General features: G+C 70.9%; 21 protein-coding genes and 1 pseudogene. 11 read left to right on the forward strand and 11 right to left on the reverse strand.

The features are described 5' to 3' along the window. Positions 1 to 4 precede the first annotated feature (4 nt). Positions 5 to 1,618: an MFS transporter gene (locus AB0I51_RS36360; RefSeq protein ID WP_362982655.1), complete on the reverse strand. Its 1,614-nt coding sequence runs from the start codon at positions 1,616 to 1,618 to the stop codon at positions 5 to 7. Positions 1,619 to 1,820: 202 nt separating this feature from the next. On the opposite strand from AB0I51_RS36360, the gene AB0I51_RS36365 reads away from it, so the two are divergent. The 3 genes from AB0I51_RS36365 (at position 1,821) to AB0I51_RS36375 (ending at position 3,982) form a co-directional block, all read left to right on the forward strand. Next, positions 1,821 to 2,048, forward strand: a complete 228-nt coding sequence (locus AB0I51_RS36365) for a hypothetical protein (protein ID WP_362982656.1) — start codon at positions 1,821 to 1,823, stop codon at positions 2,046 to 2,048. Beyond that, positions 2,045 to 3,445 carry a DUF2252 domain-containing protein gene (locus tag AB0I51_RS36370; protein WP_362982657.1) on the forward strand — a complete coding sequence of 467 codons (1,401 nt, stop codon included), beginning with the start codon at positions 2,045 to 2,047 and terminating at the stop codon, positions 3,443 to 3,445. The genes AB0I51_RS36365 and AB0I51_RS36370 overlap by 4 nt, the downstream gene beginning before the upstream one ends. A gap of 120 nt (positions 3,446 to 3,565) precedes the next feature. Then, complete coding sequence (locus AB0I51_RS36375; RefSeq protein WP_362982658.1) at positions 3,566 to 3,982, forward strand: hypothetical protein; 417 nt, start codon at positions 3,566 to 3,568, stop codon at positions 3,980 to 3,982. Here the strand turns inward: AB0I51_RS36375 and AB0I51_RS36380 are convergent. The 3 genes and pseudogenes from AB0I51_RS36380 to AB0I51_RS36390 form a co-directional block, all read right to left on the reverse strand. Beyond that, complete coding sequence (locus AB0I51_RS36380) at positions 3,979 to 4,689, reverse strand: DUF2254 family protein (protein WP_362982683.1); 711 nt, start codon at positions 4,687 to 4,689, stop codon at positions 3,979 to 3,981. The genes AB0I51_RS36375 and AB0I51_RS36380 overlap by 4 nt on opposite strands. A 50-nt stretch (positions 4,690 to 4,739) precedes the next feature. Next, positions 4,740 to 5,189: pseudogene (locus tag AB0I51_RS36385) on the reverse strand (DUF2254 family protein); the annotation flags it as partial. A 243-nt stretch (positions 5,190 to 5,432) separates the two neighbouring features. Further along, on the reverse strand, positions 5,433 to 5,711 hold the full coding sequence (locus AB0I51_RS36390; protein ID WP_362982659.1) for a hypothetical protein: 279 nt from the start codon (positions 5,709 to 5,711) through the stop codon (positions 5,433 to 5,435). Positions 5,712 to 5,889: 178 nt separating this feature from the next. Between AB0I51_RS36390 and AB0I51_RS36395 the strand changes: the two genes are divergently transcribed. After that, complete coding sequence (locus AB0I51_RS36395) at positions 5,890 to 6,294, forward strand: SHOCT domain-containing protein (RefSeq protein WP_362982660.1); 405 nt, start codon at positions 5,890 to 5,892, stop codon at positions 6,292 to 6,294. A gap of 45 nt (positions 6,295 to 6,339) precedes the next feature. On the opposite strand, the gene AB0I51_RS36400 is transcribed toward AB0I51_RS36395, so the two are convergent. Together AB0I51_RS36400 and AB0I51_RS36405 are read right to left on the reverse strand one after the other, a co-directional pair. Next, complete coding sequence (locus tag AB0I51_RS36400) at positions 6,340 to 6,537, reverse strand: hypothetical protein (protein ID WP_362982661.1); 198 nt, start codon at positions 6,535 to 6,537, stop codon at positions 6,340 to 6,342. 105 nt (positions 6,538 to 6,642) lie between these two features. Then, a complete protein-coding gene (locus tag AB0I51_RS36405; protein ID WP_362982662.1) occupies positions 6,643 to 9,333 on the reverse strand; it encodes a LuxR C-terminal-related transcriptional regulator in 2,691 nt (896 codons plus the stop codon). Between the two features lie 277 nt (positions 9,334 to 9,610). On the opposite strand from AB0I51_RS36405, the gene AB0I51_RS36410 reads away from it, so the two are divergent. From AB0I51_RS36410 to AB0I51_RS36425, 4 genes are read left to right on the forward strand one after another with little or no spacing between them, the layout of a single operon-like run. Next, positions 9,611 to 10,387, forward strand: a complete 777-nt coding sequence (locus AB0I51_RS36410) for a sulfatase-like hydrolase/transferase (RefSeq protein WP_362982663.1) — start codon at positions 9,611 to 9,613, stop codon at positions 10,385 to 10,387. A 40-nt stretch (positions 10,388 to 10,427) separates the two neighbouring features. Next, the gene (locus AB0I51_RS36415; RefSeq protein WP_362982664.1) at positions 10,428 to 10,835 is read left to right on the forward strand and encodes an SHOCT domain-containing protein; all 408 of its coding nucleotides are present in this window, start codon (positions 10,428 to 10,430) and stop codon (positions 10,833 to 10,835) included. 25 nt (positions 10,836 to 10,860) lie between these two features. Then, positions 10,861 to 11,280 (forward strand): DUF6325 family protein, encoded by a 420-nt coding sequence (locus AB0I51_RS36420; RefSeq protein ID WP_362982665.1) that lies wholly within the window; start codon positions 10,861 to 10,863, stop codon positions 11,278 to 11,280. A gap of 36 nt (positions 11,281 to 11,316) precedes the next feature. Next, a complete protein-coding gene (locus tag AB0I51_RS36425; protein ID WP_362982666.1) occupies positions 11,317 to 11,610 on the forward strand; it encodes an SHOCT domain-containing protein in 294 nt (97 codons plus the stop codon). Between the two features lie 5 nt (positions 11,611 to 11,615). Here AB0I51_RS36425 and AB0I51_RS36430 read toward each other — a convergent pair whose 3' ends face one another. Then, complete coding sequence (locus AB0I51_RS36430; RefSeq protein ID WP_362982667.1) at positions 11,616 to 12,458, reverse strand: YhjD/YihY/BrkB family envelope integrity protein; 843 nt, start codon at positions 12,456 to 12,458, stop codon at positions 11,616 to 11,618. A 217-nt stretch (positions 12,459 to 12,675) separates the two neighbouring features. Here AB0I51_RS36430 and AB0I51_RS36435 point away from each other — a divergent pair, with 217 nt between their 5' ends. Beyond that, positions 12,676 to 13,530, forward strand: coding sequence for a hypothetical protein (locus AB0I51_RS36435; protein WP_362982668.1), 855 nt, complete (start codon positions 12,676 to 12,678; stop codon positions 13,528 to 13,530). Here the strand turns inward: AB0I51_RS36435 and AB0I51_RS36440 are convergent. The 3 genes from AB0I51_RS36440 to AB0I51_RS36450 are packed head-to-tail and all read right to left on the reverse strand — an operon-like array spanning position 13,496 to position 17,053. Further along, positions 13,496 to 14,851, reverse strand: a complete 1,356-nt coding sequence (locus AB0I51_RS36440) for a diacylglycerol kinase family protein (protein ID WP_362982669.1) — start codon at positions 14,849 to 14,851, stop codon at positions 13,496 to 13,498. The two genes, AB0I51_RS36435 and AB0I51_RS36440, sit on opposite strands and share 35 nt — an antisense overlap. Positions 14,852 to 14,876: 25 nt before the next feature. Further along, complete coding sequence (locus AB0I51_RS36445) at positions 14,877 to 16,160, reverse strand: cation:proton antiporter (RefSeq protein ID WP_362982670.1); 1,284 nt, start codon at positions 16,158 to 16,160, stop codon at positions 14,877 to 14,879. Next, positions 16,157 to 17,053, reverse strand: a complete 897-nt coding sequence (locus AB0I51_RS36450) for a formylglycine-generating enzyme family protein (protein ID WP_362982671.1) — start codon at positions 17,051 to 17,053, stop codon at positions 16,157 to 16,159. Before AB0I51_RS36450 ends, AB0I51_RS36445 begins: the two co-directional genes overlap by 4 nt. 276 nt (positions 17,054 to 17,329) lie before the next feature. Between AB0I51_RS36450 and AB0I51_RS36455 the strand changes: the two genes are divergently transcribed. Beyond that, positions 17,330 to 18,613: a hypothetical protein gene (locus AB0I51_RS36455; protein WP_362982672.1), complete on the forward strand. Its 1,284-nt coding sequence runs from the start codon at positions 17,330 to 17,332 to the stop codon at positions 18,611 to 18,613. Between the two features lie 126 nt (positions 18,614 to 18,739). After that, positions 18,740 to 19,840 carry a helix-turn-helix domain-containing protein gene (locus AB0I51_RS36460; protein WP_362982673.1) on the forward strand — a complete coding sequence of 367 codons (1,101 nt, stop codon included), beginning with the start codon at positions 18,740 to 18,742 and terminating at the stop codon, positions 19,838 to 19,840. Between the two features lie 65 nt (positions 19,841 to 19,905). Here the strand turns inward: AB0I51_RS36460 and AB0I51_RS36465 are convergent, their stop codons facing one another. Then, the gene (locus AB0I51_RS36465; RefSeq protein WP_362982674.1) at positions 19,906 to 20,655 is read right to left on the reverse strand and encodes a D-Ala-D-Ala carboxypeptidase family metallohydrolase; all 750 of its coding nucleotides are present in this window, start codon (positions 20,653 to 20,655) and stop codon (positions 19,906 to 19,908) included. Positions 20,656 to 20,754 lie beyond the last annotated feature (99 nt).

A 20,754-nucleotide genomic window follows, 5' to 3' on the forward strand; every position in this document is an offset into this window, starting at 1 on the left:
CCTGTTACGACTTCGAGCGGGGCTGGGTCGTCGGGATCCGGTGGGTGAAGAACATCGCGAGCAGCGAGGTGAGGGCGAGGATCGCCAGTGCGGCGCGCAGGCCGTCGAGCCTCGCGGCGGAGTTCGCGTCGAGCGCCGCCTGCGTGACGTCCGCGCTCGTGCCCTCCTTGTCCAGAGCCGCCTTGAGCTGGGCGTCCGACAGGAAGGGCACGCCGCTTTGGAGTTCGACACTCGCCGTGCTCTTCACGCGCTCCGGGACATCCGGGTTCTGCTCGATGCTGCTGATGAAGGAACTCGTCAGCGCGGCGATCAGGATCGACCCGGCGAGTGCGGTGCCGATCGAGGAGCCGAGGTTGGTGACCGCGTTCTGGACGCCGCCGACCTCCGCGCTCCGCTCGTCCGGAACCGCGGACACGGTGACCGAGCCGAGCTGGGACGCCAGCGCGCCCATGCCGAGCCCGATCAGCAGGAGGGGAACGGTGACGACCTCCGCGCCCGCGTCCGCGTCGAGCGCGGCCATCAGGACCACCGCCCCGGCGAACAGGGACAGGATCCCGAGCCGCACCACCCGCCGCGGTGAGACATGCGGAAGGAAACGCGGGATGAGGATCGCGGCGGCCAGCAGGGTCAGCGAGAGCGGCAGGATGCGCGCGCCGGTCTTGAGCGCGGACAGGCCGAGGGCCACCGACAGATAGAGAGGTACGACGAAGAACACGCCCATCTGGACGAGGTACTGGAAGAAGAACATCGTCAGCCCGCCGGTGAGCTGCCGGTTCCGCAGGAGTGCCGGATCCACGAGTGGTTCCCTGCGCCGCTCCACGAGCCGCGCCTCCCAGCGGAGGAACAGCCAGATCAGGATCAGCCCGAGCAGCATCAGCCAGACGACCAGTGAGACCCCCAGCCAGGAGGGTGCGTCGGGCTTCGGCTGGAACCAGCCCCACTCGTCCGAGCGGAGTACGCCGTAGACGAAGATCCCGAGTCCGAGAGCGGAGAGTGCCGCGCCGACGAGGTCGATGCGGGGGTGGCTTTCGGCCGGTGCGTCGGCGATACGGCGGCCGAGGGCCAGGATGCCGAGCACGATCACGACTTCGCCGGCGAACACCCAGCGCCAGGAGAAGTACGTGGTCGCGACACCTCCGATGAGCGGCCCGAGGGCGATCGCCACGGCTCCCGCGGCCGTGACGAGTCCGTATGCGGCGGGCCGGCGTTCGACGCCGAAGTTGGCGGCGACGAGCGCCACGATCGCGGGCAGGATGAGCGCCGCCCCGAGGCCCTCCAGGAGTGCCCAGCCGAACAGGAGGACCGGCAGGTTCGGGGCCAGCGCCGTGGTCAGGGAGCCGCACCCGTACACGGCGCAGCCGATCATGAACGCGCGTTTGTGGCCGATCAGCGCGCCGACCTTACCGCCCGGGATCATGAACATCGCCATGATCAGGGTGTAGGCGGTGATCGCGCCCTGGATTCCCGTCACCGTCGTGTTCACGTCGTCGGCCACCGTCGCGATGGAGACGTTCATGACGGAGCTGTCGAGGGCCATCAGGAATTGGCCGGCCGCGAGCGTCAGCAGGACCGGTCGTGCGGTCGCCGGACTTTCAGGGCTGTGGTCCCGGGATGCCATGGGCGCATCGTTTCAGCGACCGCGGCGATCGAGCCGCGACCCGCCACCGAGGTCAACCGGTTGGCGGTGGGTCGGCCTGACGCCGGGTCCGGGCCCGCGGAAAGTCGTGCAGTCACCTCGGGCGGGTGATCCGGCACGGCCGTACGGCGGGCAGCATGCCAGGAAGAGTGTCCCCAGCGCGGTGGGTGAGGGTGGTGCCGGCATGCGTTACGAGTTCCGTGTCGACGGTCGCGTCTCCATGGCACTGGCCGAGGCGTTCCCGGAGCTGGCGACGGAGACCGGTTCCGAACAGACGGTCTTCATCGGCTCGGTGACGGACGAGGCGCATCTGTACGGACTGCTCCTGCGTTTCCGGAACCTGGGACTGCGCGTCGACGAGATGCGCCGCCTGCCGGATGTGGAGACGCGTGCGACAGGGAGGTCGCGATGACAACGACATATCAGGTCAGCGGCCGCCTCACCGTGGCCGATCGCGTGGCGCGGGGCAGGGCGGCCCGTTCCGCCGCACCCCGGTCGAGCCACGCCGGGTTCGTCCCGGCCGGGCGGCGGCCCGATCCCGTCGGCGTTCTGGAGCAGCAGGCCGCCACACGGGTGCCCGAGCTGGTGCCGATCCGGTACGGCCGGATGGTGGAGTCGCCCTTCCGGTTCTTCCGGGGGGCCGCCGCGATCATGGCCGCCGACCTCGGCCAGGCGCCTCACACAGGCATCACGACCCAGCTGTGCGGCGACGCCCACCTGCTGAACTTCGGCCTGTTCGCCTCGCCCGAACGGCACCTGGTCTTCGACATCAACGACTTCGACGAGACACTGCCGGGCCCCTTCGAATGGGACGTCAAGCGGCTGACCGCCAGCTTCGCCGTCGCCGGCCGCGCCAACGGCCTGGACTACGACCAGCGCGCCGCCGTCGTCACCGAGGCGGTGCGGACGTACCGGGAGCGGATGCAGCGGTTCTCCGGCATGCGCACGCTGGACATCTGGTACGCCCAGGACGACGCCGACCGGCTTCACGTACTGCTGCCGGACAAGAAGACACGCCGACGGACGTCCCGGGCCCTGGCCAAGGCCCGTACCCGGGACAGCCTCCAGGCGTTCGACAAGCTCACCCGCGTGGTCGACGGCGAGCTCCGGATCGTCGCCGACCCACCCCTCATCACCCCGCTCGGCGATCTGACTCCGGGCACCGAGTACGAGGAGCTCGGAGGGCCCGTGCGCGCGCTGATCGCCAACTACGGGCGCAGCCTGTCCTCCGAGCGTCGATACCTGCTGGAACGCTTCCGCCTTGTCGACGTGGCGCGCAAGGTGGTGGGGGTCGGCAGCGTGGGGACCCGTTGCTGGATCGTCCTCATGTTGGGCAGGGACGAAGACGATCCACTGCTGCTGCAGGCCAAGGAGGCCGGAGAGTCGGTCCTAGCTCCGTACTGCGGCCCGGGCCGGTACGACAACCAGGGCAAGCGGGTCGTCGCCGGGCAGCGGCTGATGCAGGCGAACAGCGACATCTTCCTGGGCTGGGAGCGCGTCACGGGCATGGACGGCAGGCTGCGCGACTTCTACGTCAGGCAGCTGCGTGACTGGAAGGGCACGCCACGGCCCGAGACCATGACGCCCGCCATGCTGCGCCTGTACGCGGGCCTGTGCGGCGGCTCGCTGGCCCGCGCCCACGCCCGTTCGGGCGATCCGGTCGCCATCGCCGCCTACCTCGGAACCGGCGGTGCCTTCGACCGCGCCATGGTCGAGTTCGCGGAGGCGTACGCCGACCAGAACGAGCGCGACTACGAGGTCTTCGCCGAGGCGGTGCAGGCCGACCGGGTCACCGCCATGGCCGCCTGAGTCCCGGTCGCCCCCCAGCACCGGTCACCCTTCCCGGGTGACGACGCACCGGCCGACCGGGTGGAGGCTCTGAAACGAGCGGCTGCGGGCTGCAGCCGTACGAGGAACGGAGGTCCCGCAATGGCCACCACCATCCACCACCGCTCACCGGGGGTTCAGACCGCCGCCACCGGACTCACACTGTTCGCCGCAGTGATGCTGTTCGTCGCCGGCACCCTGGACCTGTTCCGGGGCATCATGGCGATCGCCCAGGACGAGGTCTTCGTCAACACCCCCAACTACGTCTTCAAGTTCGACCTGACGAGCTGGGGCTGGATCCAGCTGTCGCTCGGCGTGATCGCCATGGTCGTGGGCCTCGGCCTGTTCGCGTCGGCCACCTGGGCGAGAGTCGTCGGGGTGGGCATCGCGGCGCTGCTGATCATCGCCAACTTCCTCTCCATCCCCTACTACCCCGTCTGGTCGCTCACCCTGATCGCCTTGTACGGGTTCGTCATCTGGGCGCTGTGCGTGGTCCAGCGGAAGGACCAGAACGGCTAGCGAGGGTTCGACGGGGCCCCGGCTCCGCCGAGTCCCTGCCGGTCCGCACCCTCCGCCACCGCGACGAGCAGCGGATCCCGGAAGGTGCGGGCGAGGCGGTTCATCAGCGCGAGGCGTTCGGCCAGCGGGGCTCGCCGGTGGTCCGGGGCGACCGCGGCGACGGTGTCGAGCAGCACGCGTACCCGCCGTACGACCTGCAACGACGCCGACCCGTAGTCGAGGATCTCGTCCAGCGCCAGGCTCACCAGCCCGAGCCATCCCGGGGCCGACCGGCGCAGACGGGGTGTCCCGTCGGCGTCGGTCACCAAGGTCACGCCGAGCGGACGCGTGACGAGGCGTAGGAGGGTCTCCTCGATCTGGTCCAGTGCCTGCACGGCGGTCGTGGGGTCGTTGACGGCCGGTGAGAGCGCGCGGATCGCGATGTCGGCCAGGAGCCGGAGGCCGTACGCCGGGTCCTGGCCGATGGTGCGGACACGGTCCACGCGTACGCAGGACGCCAGGCGGCGCAGGGGGACGGGACGCGGTCCGTGCGAGGCCGCCGGCCCGTGCACATACCCCAGGACCGCGCCTTCACCGACGTGGTCCCCGGGACCGACAGTGAGCGAGACACGAGCGTCCCGGTCCGTCGCGATGCGCAGCAGCCGACGCTCCGGACGAAACCCGGCCGCCCGGTGTGCACCAACGGAACCCCCGATCCGGAGGCCCAGCCGTCCGCCGCGCCCGAAGCCACCGCCGTGCCGCCGGGCGGGTGCGCGGCGTCGATCGACGCGGCCATGAGCTCGCCCACCGCCCGGGCGAGCCCACCGCCGGTCACCAGGTGCCGGAGCCCGGTGAGGCTCTGCAGCAGTACGGCCGTGTCGACGACCACCAGGGCGACGGCCACCGTCACGGACAGCCGAGGTGTCTCGTCGGGCCGGATCTGGGCCAGTACGACCAGTGCGTACACCGCGGTGCCGGTCACCAGCCCCACGACGGCCAGCGACCGGCGGAAGTGGCCGATGACCCCGATCAGCCGGGGAGACATGTTCTGCACGGTCTGGATGACCAGGGTGACCGCGGTGATGACGAACCCGGACAGGGTGATCATGCCGCCCGCGATGGCGGCCAGGGTCGTCGCAGCGGTTCCCGGGTCGTAGGCCAGACCGACTTGGGGGAGGGAGTCCTCCCAGCGCGGCAGTCCCAGGCCGAGTCCGACCGCCGCCGCCATCGTCGCCACCGCCACGGCCGGGCTCAGGAACGCGGCCAGGCGCCTGACGCGGGGCGTGGTGACGGGACCTCGCGTGTGCCACGGCTCAAGCTCCACGCGATCACCGTATGAGCCCGGCGCCGTTCGCGCGCGCCGTGTCACACCGCCTCGGCGTTCCCGGTGGGTGCCAGGGCCGGGGTGGACCACGCGTGACGGGCGATGCGTGATCGAGGCAGGAGAACCCCCTGCGGGGCCGTCGACACCTCAGTGGCAGTGCCGCATGATCCAGTGCGCCCCGTGATCCGCCGCGACGTAGCGGTGACGCAGCCGCTCCGGCAGGTTCCACGGCTCGTCGAGCCGGATCGCTCCGGGACGGTGCCCGTGCCGGGCGGTCGCCTCGGCCAGTTTCTCGGCGCAGTGGTGGAGTCGCTCCAGGGATCGCTCATCGGCGCCGTCGCCGGCGTTCAGCTCACCGTAGGCGGCCTCCACGGCCGCCAGGGCATCCGCGAGGTCCGCAGTCCCGGGAACGAGATCCGTTGCCATGGCTCTGCCTCCTGGCCGCATGCCGACCACGTGGTGCGCGGGTCGAACGGGCTCCTGCTGTGAGGATGCGGCCACCGTGCCGTCCGTGAGGCCACCCGTACCGGGTGATCCGCCGTCCGCCGTCCCGGTGGAACGTGGTGCCGTCAACACCACCCGGCTGTGGCCATCGGAGGTCAACATGTCCGACTACCCCCTGCTCGACGCGTTCCTCACCATGATGTGGTTCTTCCTGTGGGTGCTGTGGTTCATGCTCCTGTTCAGGGTCATCGGCGACATCTTCCGCGACGACAAGCTCGGCGGGTGGGGCAAGGCGGGCTGGACCCTCCTCGTCTGTGTACTGCCCTACCTGGGCGTCTTCGTCTATCTGATCGCCCGGGGCAAGGGCATGGGCAGGCGGGACGTGCAGCAGGCGCAGGCCCGGGAACAGCGGTTCCGTTCCTATGTGCAGCAGGCGGCGGGCGAGACCGCGGCGCCCCGGGCCAACAAGGCGGACGAACTGGCCAAGCTCGCCGGCCTGCACGACCACGGCGACATCACCGACGCCGAGTACGAGAAGGCCAAGTCCAAGGTGCTCGCCGCGTGAGCGAGTCCGTCCCCGTGATCCGGTCCGCCGCACGCCCGGGCCGGATCACTCATGAAGGCGGCGCATCTCCACCACGTGCAACCCCAGCGACTGGAAACGCGTCAGCAGGCCGTACAGCTGCACCTCGTCGGCGATCTGTCCGGACAGCACGGTCTGCCCGGCCGCGACGACGCTTTCGAGCTCGGGGAACGCCTCGGTCATCGTGTGGGACATCTCCCCGTCGACGCGGATCTCGTATCGCATGAGCGTGCTTCTCTCCCAGTCGTACGGCGGCTCCGGGCCACACGTTCCATGCTGGGGCCGCCGGACGGTGTGCGGCATCACCCGTCCCAGGTGACCGGCTCCTTCTCACAGAAGGTGCAGCTCCCGGGCGCGCCGCACGGCTTCGCTCCGCCGGGTCGCGGCGAGCTTGCGATAGATGTTCTTGAGGTGGGTCTTGACGGTGTTGACCGACAGATGGAGGTCCGCGGCGATGTCCTCCGTCGACATCGTCTGCGCCAGCCGTTCCAGCACCTCGTGCTCGCGCCCGCTGAGCGGCTCGGTCAGGAGGGCCGGGCCCCTGCCGTGCGCGTGATGCTCCCGAGCGTGTCCCACGAGGGTCGGCGGCAACCAGTCGTGCCCGCGGGTCAGTTCCGGTCGGCGGTGCACCAGGCGCCGCAGCCACGGTCCGGCCTCGACGAACGGCCGCCTCAGCCGCGCAGGGCGCGCCGTGGACAGGGCTCTCGCCGTCAGACGCTCCGCAGCGGAACCGTTGCCCAGCGCGTCGGCGGCCTGCGCCCGTGCCAGCAGCACCCTGGTCGTGACGGCGGGGCCGTCGTCCGGTCCGCCCGCAAGTGTGCCGAGCAGGTCCAGCGCCTCTTCGACGCGGTCGACGGCAAGCCGGGCGCGGGCCGCGGCCACCACGCTCTCCGGCCCGGCGGCCGGGTCCTTCTCCAGGATCTCCATGGCCACCTCCGGCCGGCCTGCCGCGAGGTGCGCGCCGGCCATTGTGAGGGCTGTGCGGTCGCACACCCATGGCGAGGCCTCGGTGACGGCGTGCGGCTCTTCGAGCTCGTCGAGTACGTGGAGTGCTGCTTCGGGGTTGCCCTTGGCGAGCAGGAGGCGGGACCGCAGGAGGGCCAGGCCGGCGAGCACGATGGGATCGTGCGCGGCCGCCGTGGAGGCGGCGGCCTGATCGAGGTTGGCGTGTGCGGCGGTGAGCTCGTTCCGGTCGAGGGCGACGGCGGCCAGCACCAGCTGGGCGACTCCGGCACGGGTGGCGGGAGGCAGGCCGCCGCGCTCGGCCTCGGCGACCGCCTCCCGGGCATGTCTCTCGGCATGGTCGGGCCAGCCGCGCAGGAAGTCGATCAGCGCCAACCGGCTCAGACACTCTTGCCGGGGGAGCGCGGTGTGCGGACCGTCGTGCAGACGCACGGCGGCGGACAGCGTCGACCGGGCGGCGTCGAAGCGTCCCGCCCACAGCTGGGCCGATCCCAGGTCGGTGAGCATCAGTGCGCGCAGTTCGGGGTGGGCCTCCAAGCGCTCGGCGGGTACGGCGCGCCGCGCGGCCTCCACATCCTGTGCGGCGGCCTCGGCCAGATCGGCCGCGCCGGTCATCCGGGCGGCGAGGACCCGCAACTCGGCGCAGCTGAGCCGTAGTGCCGGGGACGGGGGACCGTCGTTGTGGAGGTTGTCCTCGGCGCGGCGCAGATGGTCGAGCCCGCGGTCGACGTCGTGGCGGGTCAGATGGCGGGCGGTGCGCACCAGGTCCGCGGCGGGACCGGGCGTGGCCGGGGGCATCCGGGCGAAGAGCCGGTCGAGGCGTTCGGCATCCAGCCCAGTGAGGAGCTGCCCGATCGCCAGCTCCTCGACGAACTGGTGCGACGTGCGTTCCCAGTCTCCGCCGGCCGCGGCATGGGGCAGCGCCTCCGCGAACCTCCCCGCCTCGCTGAGCCAGCGTGCCGCCCTCCGGTGCAACTCGGGTTCGAGCCCCGGGCACCGGACCCGCAGATGAACCCGGAGGATCTCGGCGAAGAGCGGGTGGAGCCGGTACCAGGAGTGGCCGACGGGTCCGACGAAGGCGTTCGCGCGCTGCAGCCCGGCGAGGATCGGGTCCGCGTCGTGGCGGCCCGTGAGGGCGTTGGCCAGGTCGGGGTGGATCTGTTCGAGGATGCTGCTGCGCAGCATCAGGTCCTGGGTCTCGGGCGGTTGGGTGTCGAGCACCTCGGCGAGCAGGAAGTCGGCGAGCGTGCTCTGGCCCGCTTCGAAGTTCTTCAGGAAGATGTCGGGATCCTCGGCCTGCTGCGCCGCCAGGATGCAGAGCCGCAGCCCGGCCGCCCAGCCCCCGGTCCGCTCGGTCAGTGCCCGCACGCCCCGGTCCGACAGCTGCATGCCGTGCCTGTTCAGCAGCTCGGCCGTCTCCTGAGGCAGGAACGCCAGGTCGGCGCCGCGGATGTCGGCGACCTGGCCCGCGGCGCGGTAGCGGTGCAACGGCAGCAGCGGTTCCGTACGGCTGATGAGGATCAGGCGCAGCCCGTCGCCCACGTGGCGGAGTACGAACTCGAGCTCGTCGGCGATCTCCGTCGAGCCCGCCACGCGGTCGAACTCGTCGAGCACCAGGACGACGGGCTCCGTCAGCCCACTGAGATGGGCCGCGAGCCTGGCCAGCAGAGAGTGGTCCACCTCGCCGGGGCGGGCCGGGCTGCCGACGGCGTCCGGCGGACCCAGGCCGAGGCGCCGCATGGCCTCCAGCACGTAGGTCCAGAACACGCCGGGGGCGTTGTCCTCGGCCTCCACCGTCAGCCAGGCGGGACGGCTCGGTGCACCCTCCGTGGCGATCCAGTCGGCCACCAACAGTGTCTTGCCCGCGCCCGCGGGTCCGTTGACAAGGGTTACGGGCACCTGCCCGCCCAGAGTCAGCCGCTCGACGAGCCGCGGCCTGCGCACGAACGTGTCCGCAGGAGTCGGCACACTGAACCGCGCTGCCAGCAGGGGATCACCGCTCGGCGCAAGGCGTTCGGCAGCAGCGTCCCGGTGTCCGCCGGAGGTCGGATCGGGCATGGCACTCACCGCAACACCGCAGTTCGCATTCCGGGAATAACGCCTACTGATTGATCATCGCCCCGGGCCCGGAATGCCGCAATGGATGCTGGTCAGCCCCCCGGCCCAGGCGACCTGCGGCCGGCCGCGCCGCCGCGCCGCTCTTCACCCGGGACGGGTGAGGCGCGAGGGCGCGGCGTCGGCGCACCGTGGGGGCAGGGAAAGCGTGGCCCCACCGGGACGATGGGAGCAGGGAAGCGTGGCCCCACCGGGACGACCTGGAAGGAAGGCGCGGCCCATGTCCGAGACCCACCGCCAGATCCTCCCGATCCCCGACGTGCGTCGCCTGGGACCGATCACGTACGAGGCCAAGGACCCGGACACCTCGTTCCCGCCCATCCGCCCGCTGCTGCCGCCCGAGCAGGCACCGAACGTCATGCTGATCATGCTCGACGACGTCGGCCTCGGCGCCCCCGGCACCTTCGGCGGCCCGTGCGAGACCCGCGTCTTCGACCGCCTGGCACACAACGGCCTGCGCTGCATCCGCTTCCACACCACCGCCCTGTGTTCGCCGAGCCGCGCGGCGCTGCTGTCCGGCCGCAACCACCACTCCGTGGGCATGGGCGGCGTCACCGAGATCGCCACCTCCGCCCCCGGTTGCAACTCGACGCGCCCGAACACGAAGGCGCCTCTCGCGGAGATCCTCGAGCTCAACGGCTATTCCACCGCCCAGTTCGGCAAGTGTCACGAGGTTCCGGTGTGGCAGACGAGCCCGGTCGGCCCCTTCGACGCCTGGCCCACGGGTGGCGGCGGTTTCGAGTACTTCTACGGCTTCATCGGCGGCGAGACCAACCAGTACGAACCCGCGCTGTACGAGGGCACCTTCCTCTTCTCCGCCGACGAGACCGCCGACGTGGGCCTTGACACCGGCACTCCGGTCGCCCCCGACTACGTGAGCCCCGACGGCGTGTTCACCGGAGACATCCACTGGGTCCAGGTCGACACCGGGCCCAACGACGCGGACCACTTCATCCGGCCCGAGGACCGGATCCATATCGCCATGGGACGCCAGTGATCAAGCCAGTGCCCATGACGTCCTACCAAGGAGAAGGATCATGGACTATCCGCTGCTGAACGCCTTCCTGACCATCATGTGGGTCTTCCTCTGGGTCCTGTGGTTCATGCTGCTCTTCCGCATCTTCGGCGACATCTTCCGGGACGACTCGCTGAGCGGCTGGGGCAAGGCCGGATGGTCGGTCTTCTGCGTCGTCCTGCCGTTCCTCGGCTGCTTCGTGTACCTCATCGCCCGTGGCAAGGGCATGGGCGAGCGCGAGATGCGCAGGGCCCGCAGGAACGAACAGGAATTCCAGGCCTACGTCCGAGAGGCCGCCGGTACCGGCGGTGCCACGCCCACTCCCGGCGGCCACGTCGAGGAGCTCTCGAAGCTCGCCGGCCTGCACGACCACGGGGACATCACCGACGCCGAGTACGAGCAGGCCAAGGAGAAGGTGCTCGCCGGCTGACGGTGGGTGAGGAAGGGGCACAGTCATGGACGTGGGACCTGTCGAATACGTGGTCGTCGCCTTTCCCGGGAACCGTTTCCGGGGCGAGATCGCACCGGAGCTGAGGGCTCTCGTGGCGAGCGGCACCGTGCGGATCCTCGACCTGACCTTCGTCAAGAAGAATCCGGACGGCGCGGTCTCCTACATCGAACTCGACGCCCTCGACCCCACGGAGGCATCGGTGTTCGACGACATCGACGGCGAGGTCGGCGGGCTGTTCACCCGGGAGGACCTCGCCCTGGTCGCCGGGGAACTCCCGCCGGACTCGTCGGCGGCCCTCCTCCTGTGGGAGGACACATGGGCAGCCGGGATGGCGGGCGCGGTCCGCCGTGCCGGGGGCCGGCTCGTCGCCCATGAGCGCATCCCTGCCGAAGTGGTGGAGCGGGCGTACGAGGACGCCGTCTGAGGCGGCAACACGGACCGGAAGGGGAAGGTGAGTACCATGCTGGGTCGCCGTTTGGCGCGTCGCGATCGTCCTGGCCTCGTCGGCGTGGCCGCCCGTACGGCGGTGGCCGCCGGCACCGCGAGCGCGGTCTCCGGCAGGGTCGCCCGGCACCGGGCCGAGCGTGTCGCCGCACAGCAGACCGTGCCCGACGCGGAAGCCTCCGCGCAGGCGTCTTCGGGCCTGACGGACGAGGAGATCTCGAACCTGGAACGCCTGGGCAAGCTCCATGAGCAGGGCGTGCTGTCGGACGAGGAGTTCGCCGTCCAGAAGGACCGCATCCTCAGGGGCTGACGGACCTACGACTCCTCGCTCTCCCCAGGAGTGCCCAGCCACCGCGGGAACGGCCCCGAAACCGCGGTGACCTGGCCCAGCGCGACTCCGGCGACGACCACGCAACTGCACCCGATCAGCCACGAGAGCAGCGTGAACACATAGCCGAGAGACCCGAACTGGGAGATGCTCCGCTTCATGGTCGCCGGCATGAACAGGCCCGACGCATAGACGAACACCACCATGCCGACGCCCGTCAGAACGGCTCCGGGCAGCAGCGGCAGCCAGCCGATGCGCGCCGCGAGCAGCAGATGCTGCGTCCACCACCACAGCAATACGGAGATCGCCAGCGAGAGCAGGACACCGAGCCAGGTGCCGCCTCCGAAGCCGTGGCGCAGCGGAGCCTGCAACAGCACCGTGGCCAGCCAGCCCAGCAGCCACGCCAGCCACCGCCATGCGGCCATTCGGGTGCCGGCCTTGGGCAGATCCCAGCAGCGTTCGCAGACTCTCTGCAGGGCGCGGCTGAGGGCGGTCGCCGAAATGAGCGTGACGACGATGCCGACAGCTCCGTACGTCTCCTTGGTGTTGCCCTGCGCGCCGAACGTCTTCTCGATGTCGTCGACCGGCGCGTCATTGCCGAGCATGGCGTGGACGGAGTCGACCAGCACGTCCTTCACGGCCTTCGGCGCGAACGCGGCCACCACGATGAGCAGTGGTAGTGCCGCGAGGAACGTCTGGGCCGCCAGCCGGGCGCTGGCGTCCATCCAGTTCACGCTGATCAGCCGGCCGAGCATCCGCCCGATCACCGGTGTCCGCCGGGGCATGTCCTGAGCCGCCCTCGCCCAGTCCCCGAGCTGCTTACGATTCACAGTCCATTCCTCGCACAGAGAGGCCGCCACCGCCTTCAGGGGCTCGCGTCATGTGCGCTTCATCCGGGTGAATCAGCCGGTGAGACGGATCGACGAAGCGGAAAGACGCGCCGGGTTGGCTAGCGTGCGGCAGGTGAAGGACGGCGAGTCAGCGGGGCGTCATACTCCCGGCGCGGCCAGGGAACTGCTGCGTACGGTCCGAGCGGATCCGCGGCACATGCCGGAGCGCATGGCCGAGTTCGCGGTGGACCTCCTCGGCCCGCCGGCCGCGGAGCGGATGGCCCGGCGACAGCCCGGGGGACCGGAACACCAGGCGGACACCGCGGAACGCGCACACCAGGTGGTGCGCCGGGGAGTTCGCACATCCGTAGTGGAAGGCTCTTTCCTGGGCGGCCCGTTCATGGCGCTGCTGCCGATCGCGTTCTGCGGTGCGCTGCTCGCCCAGGTGCGGATGGTGCTCGAACTCGCGGTCCTGTCCGGCCGCGACCCAGCGGACGAAACGGTCGTGGCCGACTTGCTCGTGATCCAGGGCGTCCATCCGACCGTCGTGCAGGCCGAGGAGGCGCTGCGGCAGGCAGGTCCTGCGGCCGGGGGCAGTGAGGCGAAGGCCGGCTGGTGGAGCACCGTCAGGAGACTGGCGTACCTCATCGGTCTGGTCACGCCGCAGGAACATCCGCGCGGAAGGCTGCGCAGTGCCACGCTGTGGGTGGGCACGATCGCGCTGGTCCTCGTCGGCTTCGTGGTGCCGTTCGTCTGGGTTCCGGTCTGCGCCGGGACGTACCGGCGCGCGACCAACGAACTCGCTGTTGTCGCCGCCCGGCACTTCGCGCTGCACGGCGGGACCGGTGTGCTGCCTCAGGGCGGTCCTGCGGGGCGACGGGCCACACTGCGCCCTGGGCTTCTCCTGGTGACGGTGCGGGTCCTGCTGGCGTGCCTGGTGCCGGTCGTGATCGTGGGAGTCGTGCTGGCCGCCGACCTTCGCTTCGGTGACCAGCACTGGAGCGTGATGGTGCTCGCGGTCTTCGGCGTCGCCGCGATCACCGCGCTGGTGTGGTACTTGCGCCGCCGGTGACTCGGCCGTGCGCCAGCGCCAGATCACGCAGTCGCCGCCAGTCCAGACGGGGCCGCGTCCGGGGGACGCCGGGGCGGCTGCGGGGGACACGTACGCGCAGGGCCCGAGGTTGGATCGCGCAGCGGACGGGGGTCGGAAAGGAGAGCGCCTCGCCGTCGACTCCGACCTCCACCTCGGGCGCGTCGGCATGGACGACGACGGCGGGCGCGGTCGCGACGGTGAGCCCGGGCGAGCGTCTGCCACGGATCAGTTCGGCCGCCTGGGCCGCGTTGTCGACGTTGACGCCCAGTACTCCGAGGACGCCCGTGTCCAGCCGCTCCCGGTGTCCCAGACCCACCGGGTCCTCCGTGCTGTACGGGTTGTTGCTCACGAGCACGGCCTGGGGGGAGTCGATGCTGACGCCCGCGCCCCGGACCATGAGCCGGGAGCCGGTGTGATGGGTGAGGATGTCCGGCAGCATCCGGAGGATGGTGCCGATCTTGTCGTCCCGGTAGGCAGGGCTCTGTACGACCTCGGCGTAGGCGCCGAACGACACGTTGTTGACGAAGGTGTGCTCTCCGACGCGCCCGAGGTCGACGCGGAGTTCGACACCGTCGGTTAGTGCGTCGAGGCACGTGGTGGGGTTCTCGCGGTCGAGCCCGAGGTCGAGGGCGAAGTGATTGCGGGTACCGGCCGAGATCACCATGAAGGGGACGTCGTGCTCCGCCGCCACGCCTGCGACGAGGGCCTGCGTGCCGTCTCCGCCCGCCACGCCGAGAAGGTCCGCACCGTTCGCCAGCGCGTCCCGGGCGAGCGCGGCGACGTCCCGGGGGTGCGCGGGGTCGAGCAGCACGACCTGGGCGCCCAGGGCCTCGGCCTTCTCCTTCAGGCCGAACCTCCCGACCTTCCCGCCGCCCGAGCGCGGATTCATGATGAGGAACGGGCGCTCGGGCGCGGGAGTGCGGTATTCGACCGGAGCGACACGTCCGCCGTCCTCCGCGAGCGCGGCCCAGCCCTCGAAACAGACCACGGCCCACAACACGAGAACGACGATCACGAGCCAGAACAGGCCGACAGTCACGAAAAGCGCGATCACCGCCCCCTGTACGGCCACGGCGAATGCGACCGCGAGCCACCTGACCAGACGCTTCCGACTGAGGGCCCACCACAGCCCGGCCGCGCTCAGGGCGAGCCCGGCCAGCGCGACGGCGGCGAGCCCCAGACTCCTGAAACCCGCCACCACGAGAGGCAGAGCCACCGCGACCACGGCCGCCGCGATCGCCAGTCGGGCCGCCCACCGCTGCGTCCTGCTGCCGCGATGCCCTGTTTCGTCGTCATCCATGATTCCTCCGTAGCTCGTCCCTGCCCTACCGCGTGCCGGAGTTCCCCTCCGGCGTCCCCTCACGCAAGTGCGGCCGCGCGGCGGCGGCCCTCCGATGCCAGGCGCCGTACCGGTTCGCGAGGAACACGGCGGACATCCCGTGCAGCAGGATGCTCAGCGCGACGGTGACCGCGACGACCCGGCCGATGAGCCGAACCCCCGGGACGTTCTCCTCCACCACCAGCAGCCCGAAGACGACGGACGCGAGTCCACGAGGTCCGAACCACCCGATGTAGCCGACCGTGGGAAGGGCCAGCCGACTCCCGATCAGGGAAACGGCGACGGGCACCATGCGCACCACCGTGAGGCTCAGCACGGCGTAGGTGACGATCCGCCAGTCGAGGTGCTCCAGAGCCGGCCCGAGCAGCACGGCACCGAACACCAGAAAGCTCAACGACGCCAGGAACTCGGCCAGTTGCCCGGCGAGCCGCGCCGTGTCCGCGCGATTGTCCACAGGCTCCGCCGCCGTGGAGCGCCGCTGGGAGACACCGAGGGCGAAGCCCGCCACCCAGGCCGCGATGAACCCGCTCCCGTCGACGACGACCGCCAGCGTGTACGAGCCCGCCGCCAGGGCAAGGACGAACAGCTGACGCCAGGTCCCGCCGACCCACCCCCGCCGGTGCGACCGGGACAACAACCATCCGCCGAAGCCTCCGACGGCCAGCCCCAGCAGGGTGCTGACCACGAGCGCACGCCAGAAGACCCCGGCAACGCCCTCCTCCGAGGCGTGGGTTCCCGGCAGAGCCGCGAGGAACAGCAGGAAGAAGGGCAGCGCCATCCCGTCGTTGAGGCCGCTCTCGACGTTCAGACCGCTGCGCACGAGCGGCGGGACCCGCGGACTGGAGACCGCGGTCCTGCCCAGCGCCGCGTCCGTCGGCGCCAGGATCGTCCCGACCAGCGCCAGCTCCCACACGCTCAGCCCCGGCAGCAGCGGCCAGGCCAGGAGCCAGCCCGCCCCGATGGTCAACAGCAGCCCGATCCCGAGCAGCCGGCCGGGGAGGAAGCCGCCTACCCGCAGATCACTGCGCCGTACGGACATCGCGTCGGTCAGCAGGACCAGTGTCAGGGCCGCTTCCACCAGGGTGAGCAACGGTCCCGCGTCGTGCTCCAGGTCGATGAGGCCGAGCCCGACCGGGCCGATGGCCACCCCGAAGCCGGCGAACACCATCGGCCCCGACACGGCGGTCGTGGAGAGCCGCCGGGAGACGAGTGCGTACCCCGCCGTGACGGTGGCCATGGCCGCCGCCGCCCACGTGCTGCCACCGCTCACCGGGACCTCACCAGCGTGGCGTCGCGGGCGCAGCGGAACCCCTGGTTGCCGGTGCTGCTGTCGGGGGTGCTGGAGCTGCGGGCGGCGACGCGGTAGCTGCGGCAGTAGGAGGCGTGGCACAGGTAGGACCCGCCTCGGATCACCCGCTGCACGCCGAACGGCGGGCCGGGCGGATCGTCCGGCGCGCAGCGCGCGTAGTAGGCCGGCGAGTACCAGTCCGCGCACCACTCCCGTACGTTGCCGCACATGTTGTGCGGGCCGTGTCCGTTCGGCGGGTACGTGGTGACGGGTGCCGTCCCGTACCAGCCGTCCGCGCGGGTGTCGCGGTCGGGAAAGATGCCCTGCCACACGTTCATCCGGTGCTCGCCGCCGGGCTCCAGCTCGTCGCCCCAGGGGAACACCATCTGTTCGAGACCGCCGCGGGCGGCGTACTCCCACTCCGCTTCGGTCGGCAGCCGCTTTCCCGCCCACGCGGCGTAGGCGGTGGCGTCGTTCCACGAGACGTGGACGACCGGGTGTTCGGCGCGTTCGTCTACCTCGGAGCCTGGGCCTTCGGGGCGGCGCCAGTACGCCCCGTACACCTGTCGCCAGCAGGGGGCCCCGGCGACCGAGCGGGTGTCCGGAAAGTCGTCGGGCAGCAGCCCGGCGAAGACGAACGACCAGCCGTGGTGTTCGGCGTCCGTGATGTGCCCGGTCGTGTCGGCGAATTCCCCGAACTCCGCGTTGGTGACGGCACAGCGGTCGATCGAGAAGGGGGCGGGGCGAACCCGATGAACGGGTCCCTCCCCGTCCTCGGGAGCGACCCGGTCGTCCTCCGCGCCCATCAGGAACGGACCGCCCGGCAGGTGCACCATGCCGACCGCCCAGGCGTCGGCCGGGGCTGCGGACGGCACGGTCGCGGTCACCTGCTGCGGCGACTCGCCCCGCGACGGAGCGCAGCCCCGTCCGTCTGATCCATTTTCCGACATTGAGCACCAATCGGGATCGAACGTACCGACCTGTGCATGATCCGACCTGGCACCCGCGTGCCCGGTATCGACACGACGAACGGGTGCCGTGCCCCTGTGGGCACTCCGGATGGCGCACCCCGGATGCCGCATGCTCCGGGATCGGGAGCAATGGATACCAACGGCAGCCACAACAGGCCGCGCCCCACGCCTGGAGGACGGATGACCAGCCCGCGGGAACCATCACAGGCCCCTGCCCCGGAGGGCCCGCCGCCGGCCGGCCGGATCGTACGGAAGGTCGCCTCGGCGGTTCTGATCGTCCTCACCTGCGTTCTGGTCCCCGTGTCGGTGCTGACCGTCTGGGTGCACGACATCGTCCTCGACACGGACCGCTACGTCGCCACGGTGAAGCCCCTCGCCTCCGACCCCGCGATCGAGGATGCCGCGCGCAACCGGATCGTCCAGGCCGTCGACGTACGGGTCGACGGCAAGCGTGCCACCGCCGAACTCGCGGCCTGGCTGCAGTCGCAGGGCCTGCCGCCCACCGCGGCGCGGGCGGTGCGGGGGCTGGCCCCGCAACTGGACGCGGCCGTGACCGGCGCGGCGGACAAAGTGGCCACGCGCTTCGTACGGAGCGACAGGTTCGAGAAGGTGTGGACCTCGGCCAACCGTGCCGCCCACGCGGCCGTGGTGCACGCCCTGACCGGGAAGGGACGCGGCGCGGTAGGCGTCGAGGAAGGCACCGTGACACTGGACGTCGGCACCGCCGTCGACCGGGTGAAGCAGGAGCTCGTCGACGCCGGTGTGTCGCCGGCCGCGAACATCCCGGACGTCGACAAGCAGATGGTTCTCTTCAAGTCCGATCAGCTCAAGCGCATGCAGAACGCCGCGCACGCCCTCGACGTGGCCGGCACCTGGATGCCGGTGCTGACGGTGGTCCTCGGGGCGGCGGGAGTGTTCCTCGCGTACGGGCGCCGACGCGCCCTGGCGAAGACCGCCCTGGGCGCCGCCGGGGCCGCCCTGATCGTCGCGATCGGCCTGGTCGTCGCCCGCCACTACTACCTGGACCATCTGCCCCCGCAGGTGCAGTCGGAGGCGGCTGCCGCAGCCGTCTTCGACCACCTCCTGCACTTCCTGCGGGTCACGCTGCGCACCGTGATCGTGCTCGGCGTGGTCGTCGCCCTCGGCGCGTATTTCGTGGGGCCGGGCCGAGGGGCACGGGCCGTACGGACCGGCTCCGAGCGCACCGCCGACTCCGTGGCCCGCTGGGCGGACGCCCACGACATCCGGACCGGTCGGGTGGGGACGTGGACGGCGGACAACCGGCGTCGGCTCACGATCGGCTTCCTGCTGCTACTGGCCCTGCTGTTCGCCCTGTGGAATCACCCCACCGTCCTGACGGTGCTGCTCCTGGTACTCGTCTTCCTGGCGGTGCTGGCGGTGATCGCCCTGGTGGCGGCGAGCGGTCGCAGGGGGCGGACGTCAGGAGCTCCCGCCACTGATTGACACACTGTCAAATACCGTCACAGGCAAGAAGGTTGGCGCCCCGGCGCGGCGACGAAGGGGGCGCACGCACTCCTGCGCGCGGTGTAGTTTCTACCCGTCAGTAGAGGCTTGAGCAAGGGGGGACGTGTGGCTGCCTCGCCGCATACCGAAAAGTTCGCCGCCCACCTTCGGATGCTGAAGGACCGCAGTGGCCGGGGTTACGACCGCCTCGGCAAGGAGGCGGGCGTCAGCGGGTCCAGTCTGCACCGGTACTGCTCCGGCCTCGGCGTCCCGACGGACTACCGGGTGGTGCACTCCTTCGCCAAGGTGTGCGGCGCCAGCCCGGAGGAACTCCGCGAACTCCACCGGTTGTGGGCGCTGGCGGACACCGACCGGGACGCACCGGCCGCGACCGCCAAGGAGAACCCGGACCCGGAACCGGAGTCGGAACGGGAACCGGTCGCATCCGCCGTGCCCGCGCAGGCGAGCCCCGGGGGAGAGGACCCCGGACCGGAAGACGTCACCCCGCCCGAGAACAAGAACACCCCGGACAAGGCGGGGATGCAGCGCCGGTCCCGGGTGCCCGAGAAGCTGTCCTCCCGGTTCGCGATACTCGCCGCCGTGGTTGCGGTCCTGCTGGTGGCCGGCTTCGTGTGGCTGCCCGGGAGTTCCACCGACGACTCGTCGACGGCCGACGGTGAGTTGCTGTACTCACCTGCGTGCAGGACGGTGAGCATGGGGCAGCACGACGAGTGTGTGCGCGAGGTACAGACCCTGCTGGCGCGGGCCAAGGGCAAACTCGCCATCGACGGGGACTTCGGGCCGGAGACCCTGCGCAGAGTGACCGCGTTCCAGGTGCTGGCGGGTCTGCCCGCCACGAACGTGGTCGACGACGCCACCAAGAAGGCGCTCTACGCCCAGAAGGTGAGCATGACGACCCGGCCCCCGGCGAAGGTGGCGAAGCTGATCCGCGAGGTGTTCACCGAGGATCCCGACACCGCCGTGGCCGTCGCCCGCTGTGCGTCGTTCCTCGACCCGCTGTACGTACTGCCCAACACCAACGGCAGCCGCAACTGGGGCGTGTTCCAGATCTCCGACCGCCGCCTGCAGGAACTCGGCGGCACACCACTGCGGGCGTTCGACCCGGAGTGGAACATCAAGGCGGCCCACCGGCTGTGGAGCGCCGAGCACGACTTCCACGACTGGCCCTCCTGCGAGGCGGCGTTGAAGAGCACACCGAAGAGCTGAGGCCGGCCCGGAGTTCCGGGCACCGCCGCCGCGGCACCCGGAACTCCGCTCCCCCGAGAGCGGCGTCAGACGGTGCCGTCCTCCCACCACCAGTCACGGCCGAGGTCGGCCCTGCTGTCGACGTGCTGGTGGTCGACGGTGTACGTCTCAAGGCCGGAGAACCCGCAGGTCTCCGCCTTCTGGTAGACGGTCTTCGTGGCCACCCCGGACACGTCGAGGTCGGCCGCCGTGCCGTACAGGTGCATGCTGTCGCTGGCCCCGCCGACGTCGGCGTTGTGCGCGATGCTGCGGAAGCCGGAGTTGACCGTGATCGGCTTGTCGCCCAGCTTCTTGCGCAGCGCCTCCAGCTTGTACATGCAGCGGCGGACGTTCTCCTTCACCTGCGACGCGCTCAGCTTGCCGCCGTTGAAGGTGCCGTCCGTCTGGTTGTAGAACTCGCTCCAGTTGAAGTGGAGCGTGGAACCGTCCGACTGCTCCAGCGCGTTCAGCTTCGCCTGGGTGTTGGGCCCGACGCTGGCGTCGGCGGTGAGGCCGTACGCCGTCTGGAACCGCTTCACGGCCGCCGCCGTACCGGGGCCGAAGTCCCCGTCGATGCTCACCCGGCTGTGGCTGGCGCTGTCCGCCGCCCAGCCCGCGATCCGGATCTGCAGTTCGGTCACGTCGGCGCCGGTGGCGCCCTGTTCCAGGGTGCGCGACCAGGAATAGGCCTGCGCGGTGCCCGAGAACAGCAGTTGGCCGAAGGCGACGCCGACGCCGGCGGCCAGCGTGCCGCGCAGCATGGTGCGGCGGTCGACGGGACGGAAGGAGGAGGTCATGGTCGTCCTACCTTTCAAGGGTGGTTGCTCTGGTCATTCGTAAGATCGGAGGGCCCAGGGGTTCTGGGTATGGCTGTCATGGCGGCGCCGTTGGCAAGG

It is taken from the genome of Streptomyces sp. NPDC050549, assembly GCF_040655035.1.
In the GTDB taxonomy this organism is placed as follows: Bacteria; Actinomycetota; Actinomycetes; order Streptomycetales; family Streptomycetaceae; genus Streptomyces.

What these genes read in the sequence shown, in the direction of transcription:
- AB0I51_RS36360 (WP_362982655.1), bottom strand. Translation starts at nt 1,618, where the DNA reads ATGGCATCCCGGGACCACAGCCCTGAAAGTCCGGCGACCGCACGACCG.
- AB0I51_RS36365 (WP_362982656.1), top strand. Translation starts at nt 1,821, where the DNA reads ATGCGTTACGAGTTCCGTGTCGACGGTCGCGTCTCCATGGCACTGGCC.
- AB0I51_RS36370 (WP_362982657.1), top strand. Translation starts at nt 2,045, where the DNA reads ATGACAACGACATATCAGGTCAGCGGCCGCCTCACCGTGGCCGATCGC.
- AB0I51_RS36375 (WP_362982658.1), top strand. Translation starts at nt 3,566, where the DNA reads ATGGCCACCACCATCCACCACCGCTCACCGGGGGTTCAGACCGCCGCC.
- AB0I51_RS36390 (WP_362982659.1), bottom strand. Translation starts at nt 5,711, where the DNA reads ATGGCAACGGATCTCGTTCCCGGGACTGCGGACCTCGCGGATGCCCTG.
- AB0I51_RS36395 (WP_362982660.1), top strand. Translation starts at nt 5,890, where the DNA reads ATGTCCGACTACCCCCTGCTCGACGCGTTCCTCACCATGATGTGGTTC.
- AB0I51_RS36400 (WP_362982661.1), bottom strand. Translation starts at nt 6,537, where the DNA reads ATGCGATACGAGATCCGCGTCGACGGGGAGATGTCCCACACGATGACC.
- AB0I51_RS36405 (WP_362982662.1), bottom strand. Translation starts at nt 9,333, where the DNA reads ATGCCCGATCCGACCTCCGGCGGACACCGGGACGCTGCTGCCGAACGC.
- AB0I51_RS36410 (WP_362982663.1), top strand. Translation starts at nt 9,611, where the DNA reads ATGTCCGAGACCCACCGCCAGATCCTCCCGATCCCCGACGTGCGTCGC.
- AB0I51_RS36415 (WP_362982664.1), top strand. Translation starts at nt 10,428, where the DNA reads ATGGACTATCCGCTGCTGAACGCCTTCCTGACCATCATGTGGGTCTTC.
- AB0I51_RS36420 (WP_362982665.1), top strand. Translation starts at nt 10,861, where the DNA reads ATGGACGTGGGACCTGTCGAATACGTGGTCGTCGCCTTTCCCGGGAAC.
- AB0I51_RS36425 (WP_362982666.1), top strand. Translation starts at nt 11,317, where the DNA reads ATGCTGGGTCGCCGTTTGGCGCGTCGCGATCGTCCTGGCCTCGTCGGC.
- AB0I51_RS36435 (WP_362982668.1), top strand. Translation starts at nt 12,676, where the DNA reads ATGCCGGAGCGCATGGCCGAGTTCGCGGTGGACCTCCTCGGCCCGCCG.
- AB0I51_RS36440 (WP_362982669.1), bottom strand. Translation starts at nt 14,851, where the DNA reads ATGGATGACGACGAAACAGGGCATCGCGGCAGCAGGACGCAGCGGTGG.
- AB0I51_RS36455 (WP_362982672.1), top strand. Translation starts at nt 17,330, where the DNA reads ATGACCAGCCCGCGGGAACCATCACAGGCCCCTGCCCCGGAGGGCCCG.
- AB0I51_RS36465 (WP_362982674.1), bottom strand. Translation starts at nt 20,655, where the DNA reads ATGACCTCCTCCTTCCGTCCCGTCGACCGCCGCACCATGCTGCGCGGC.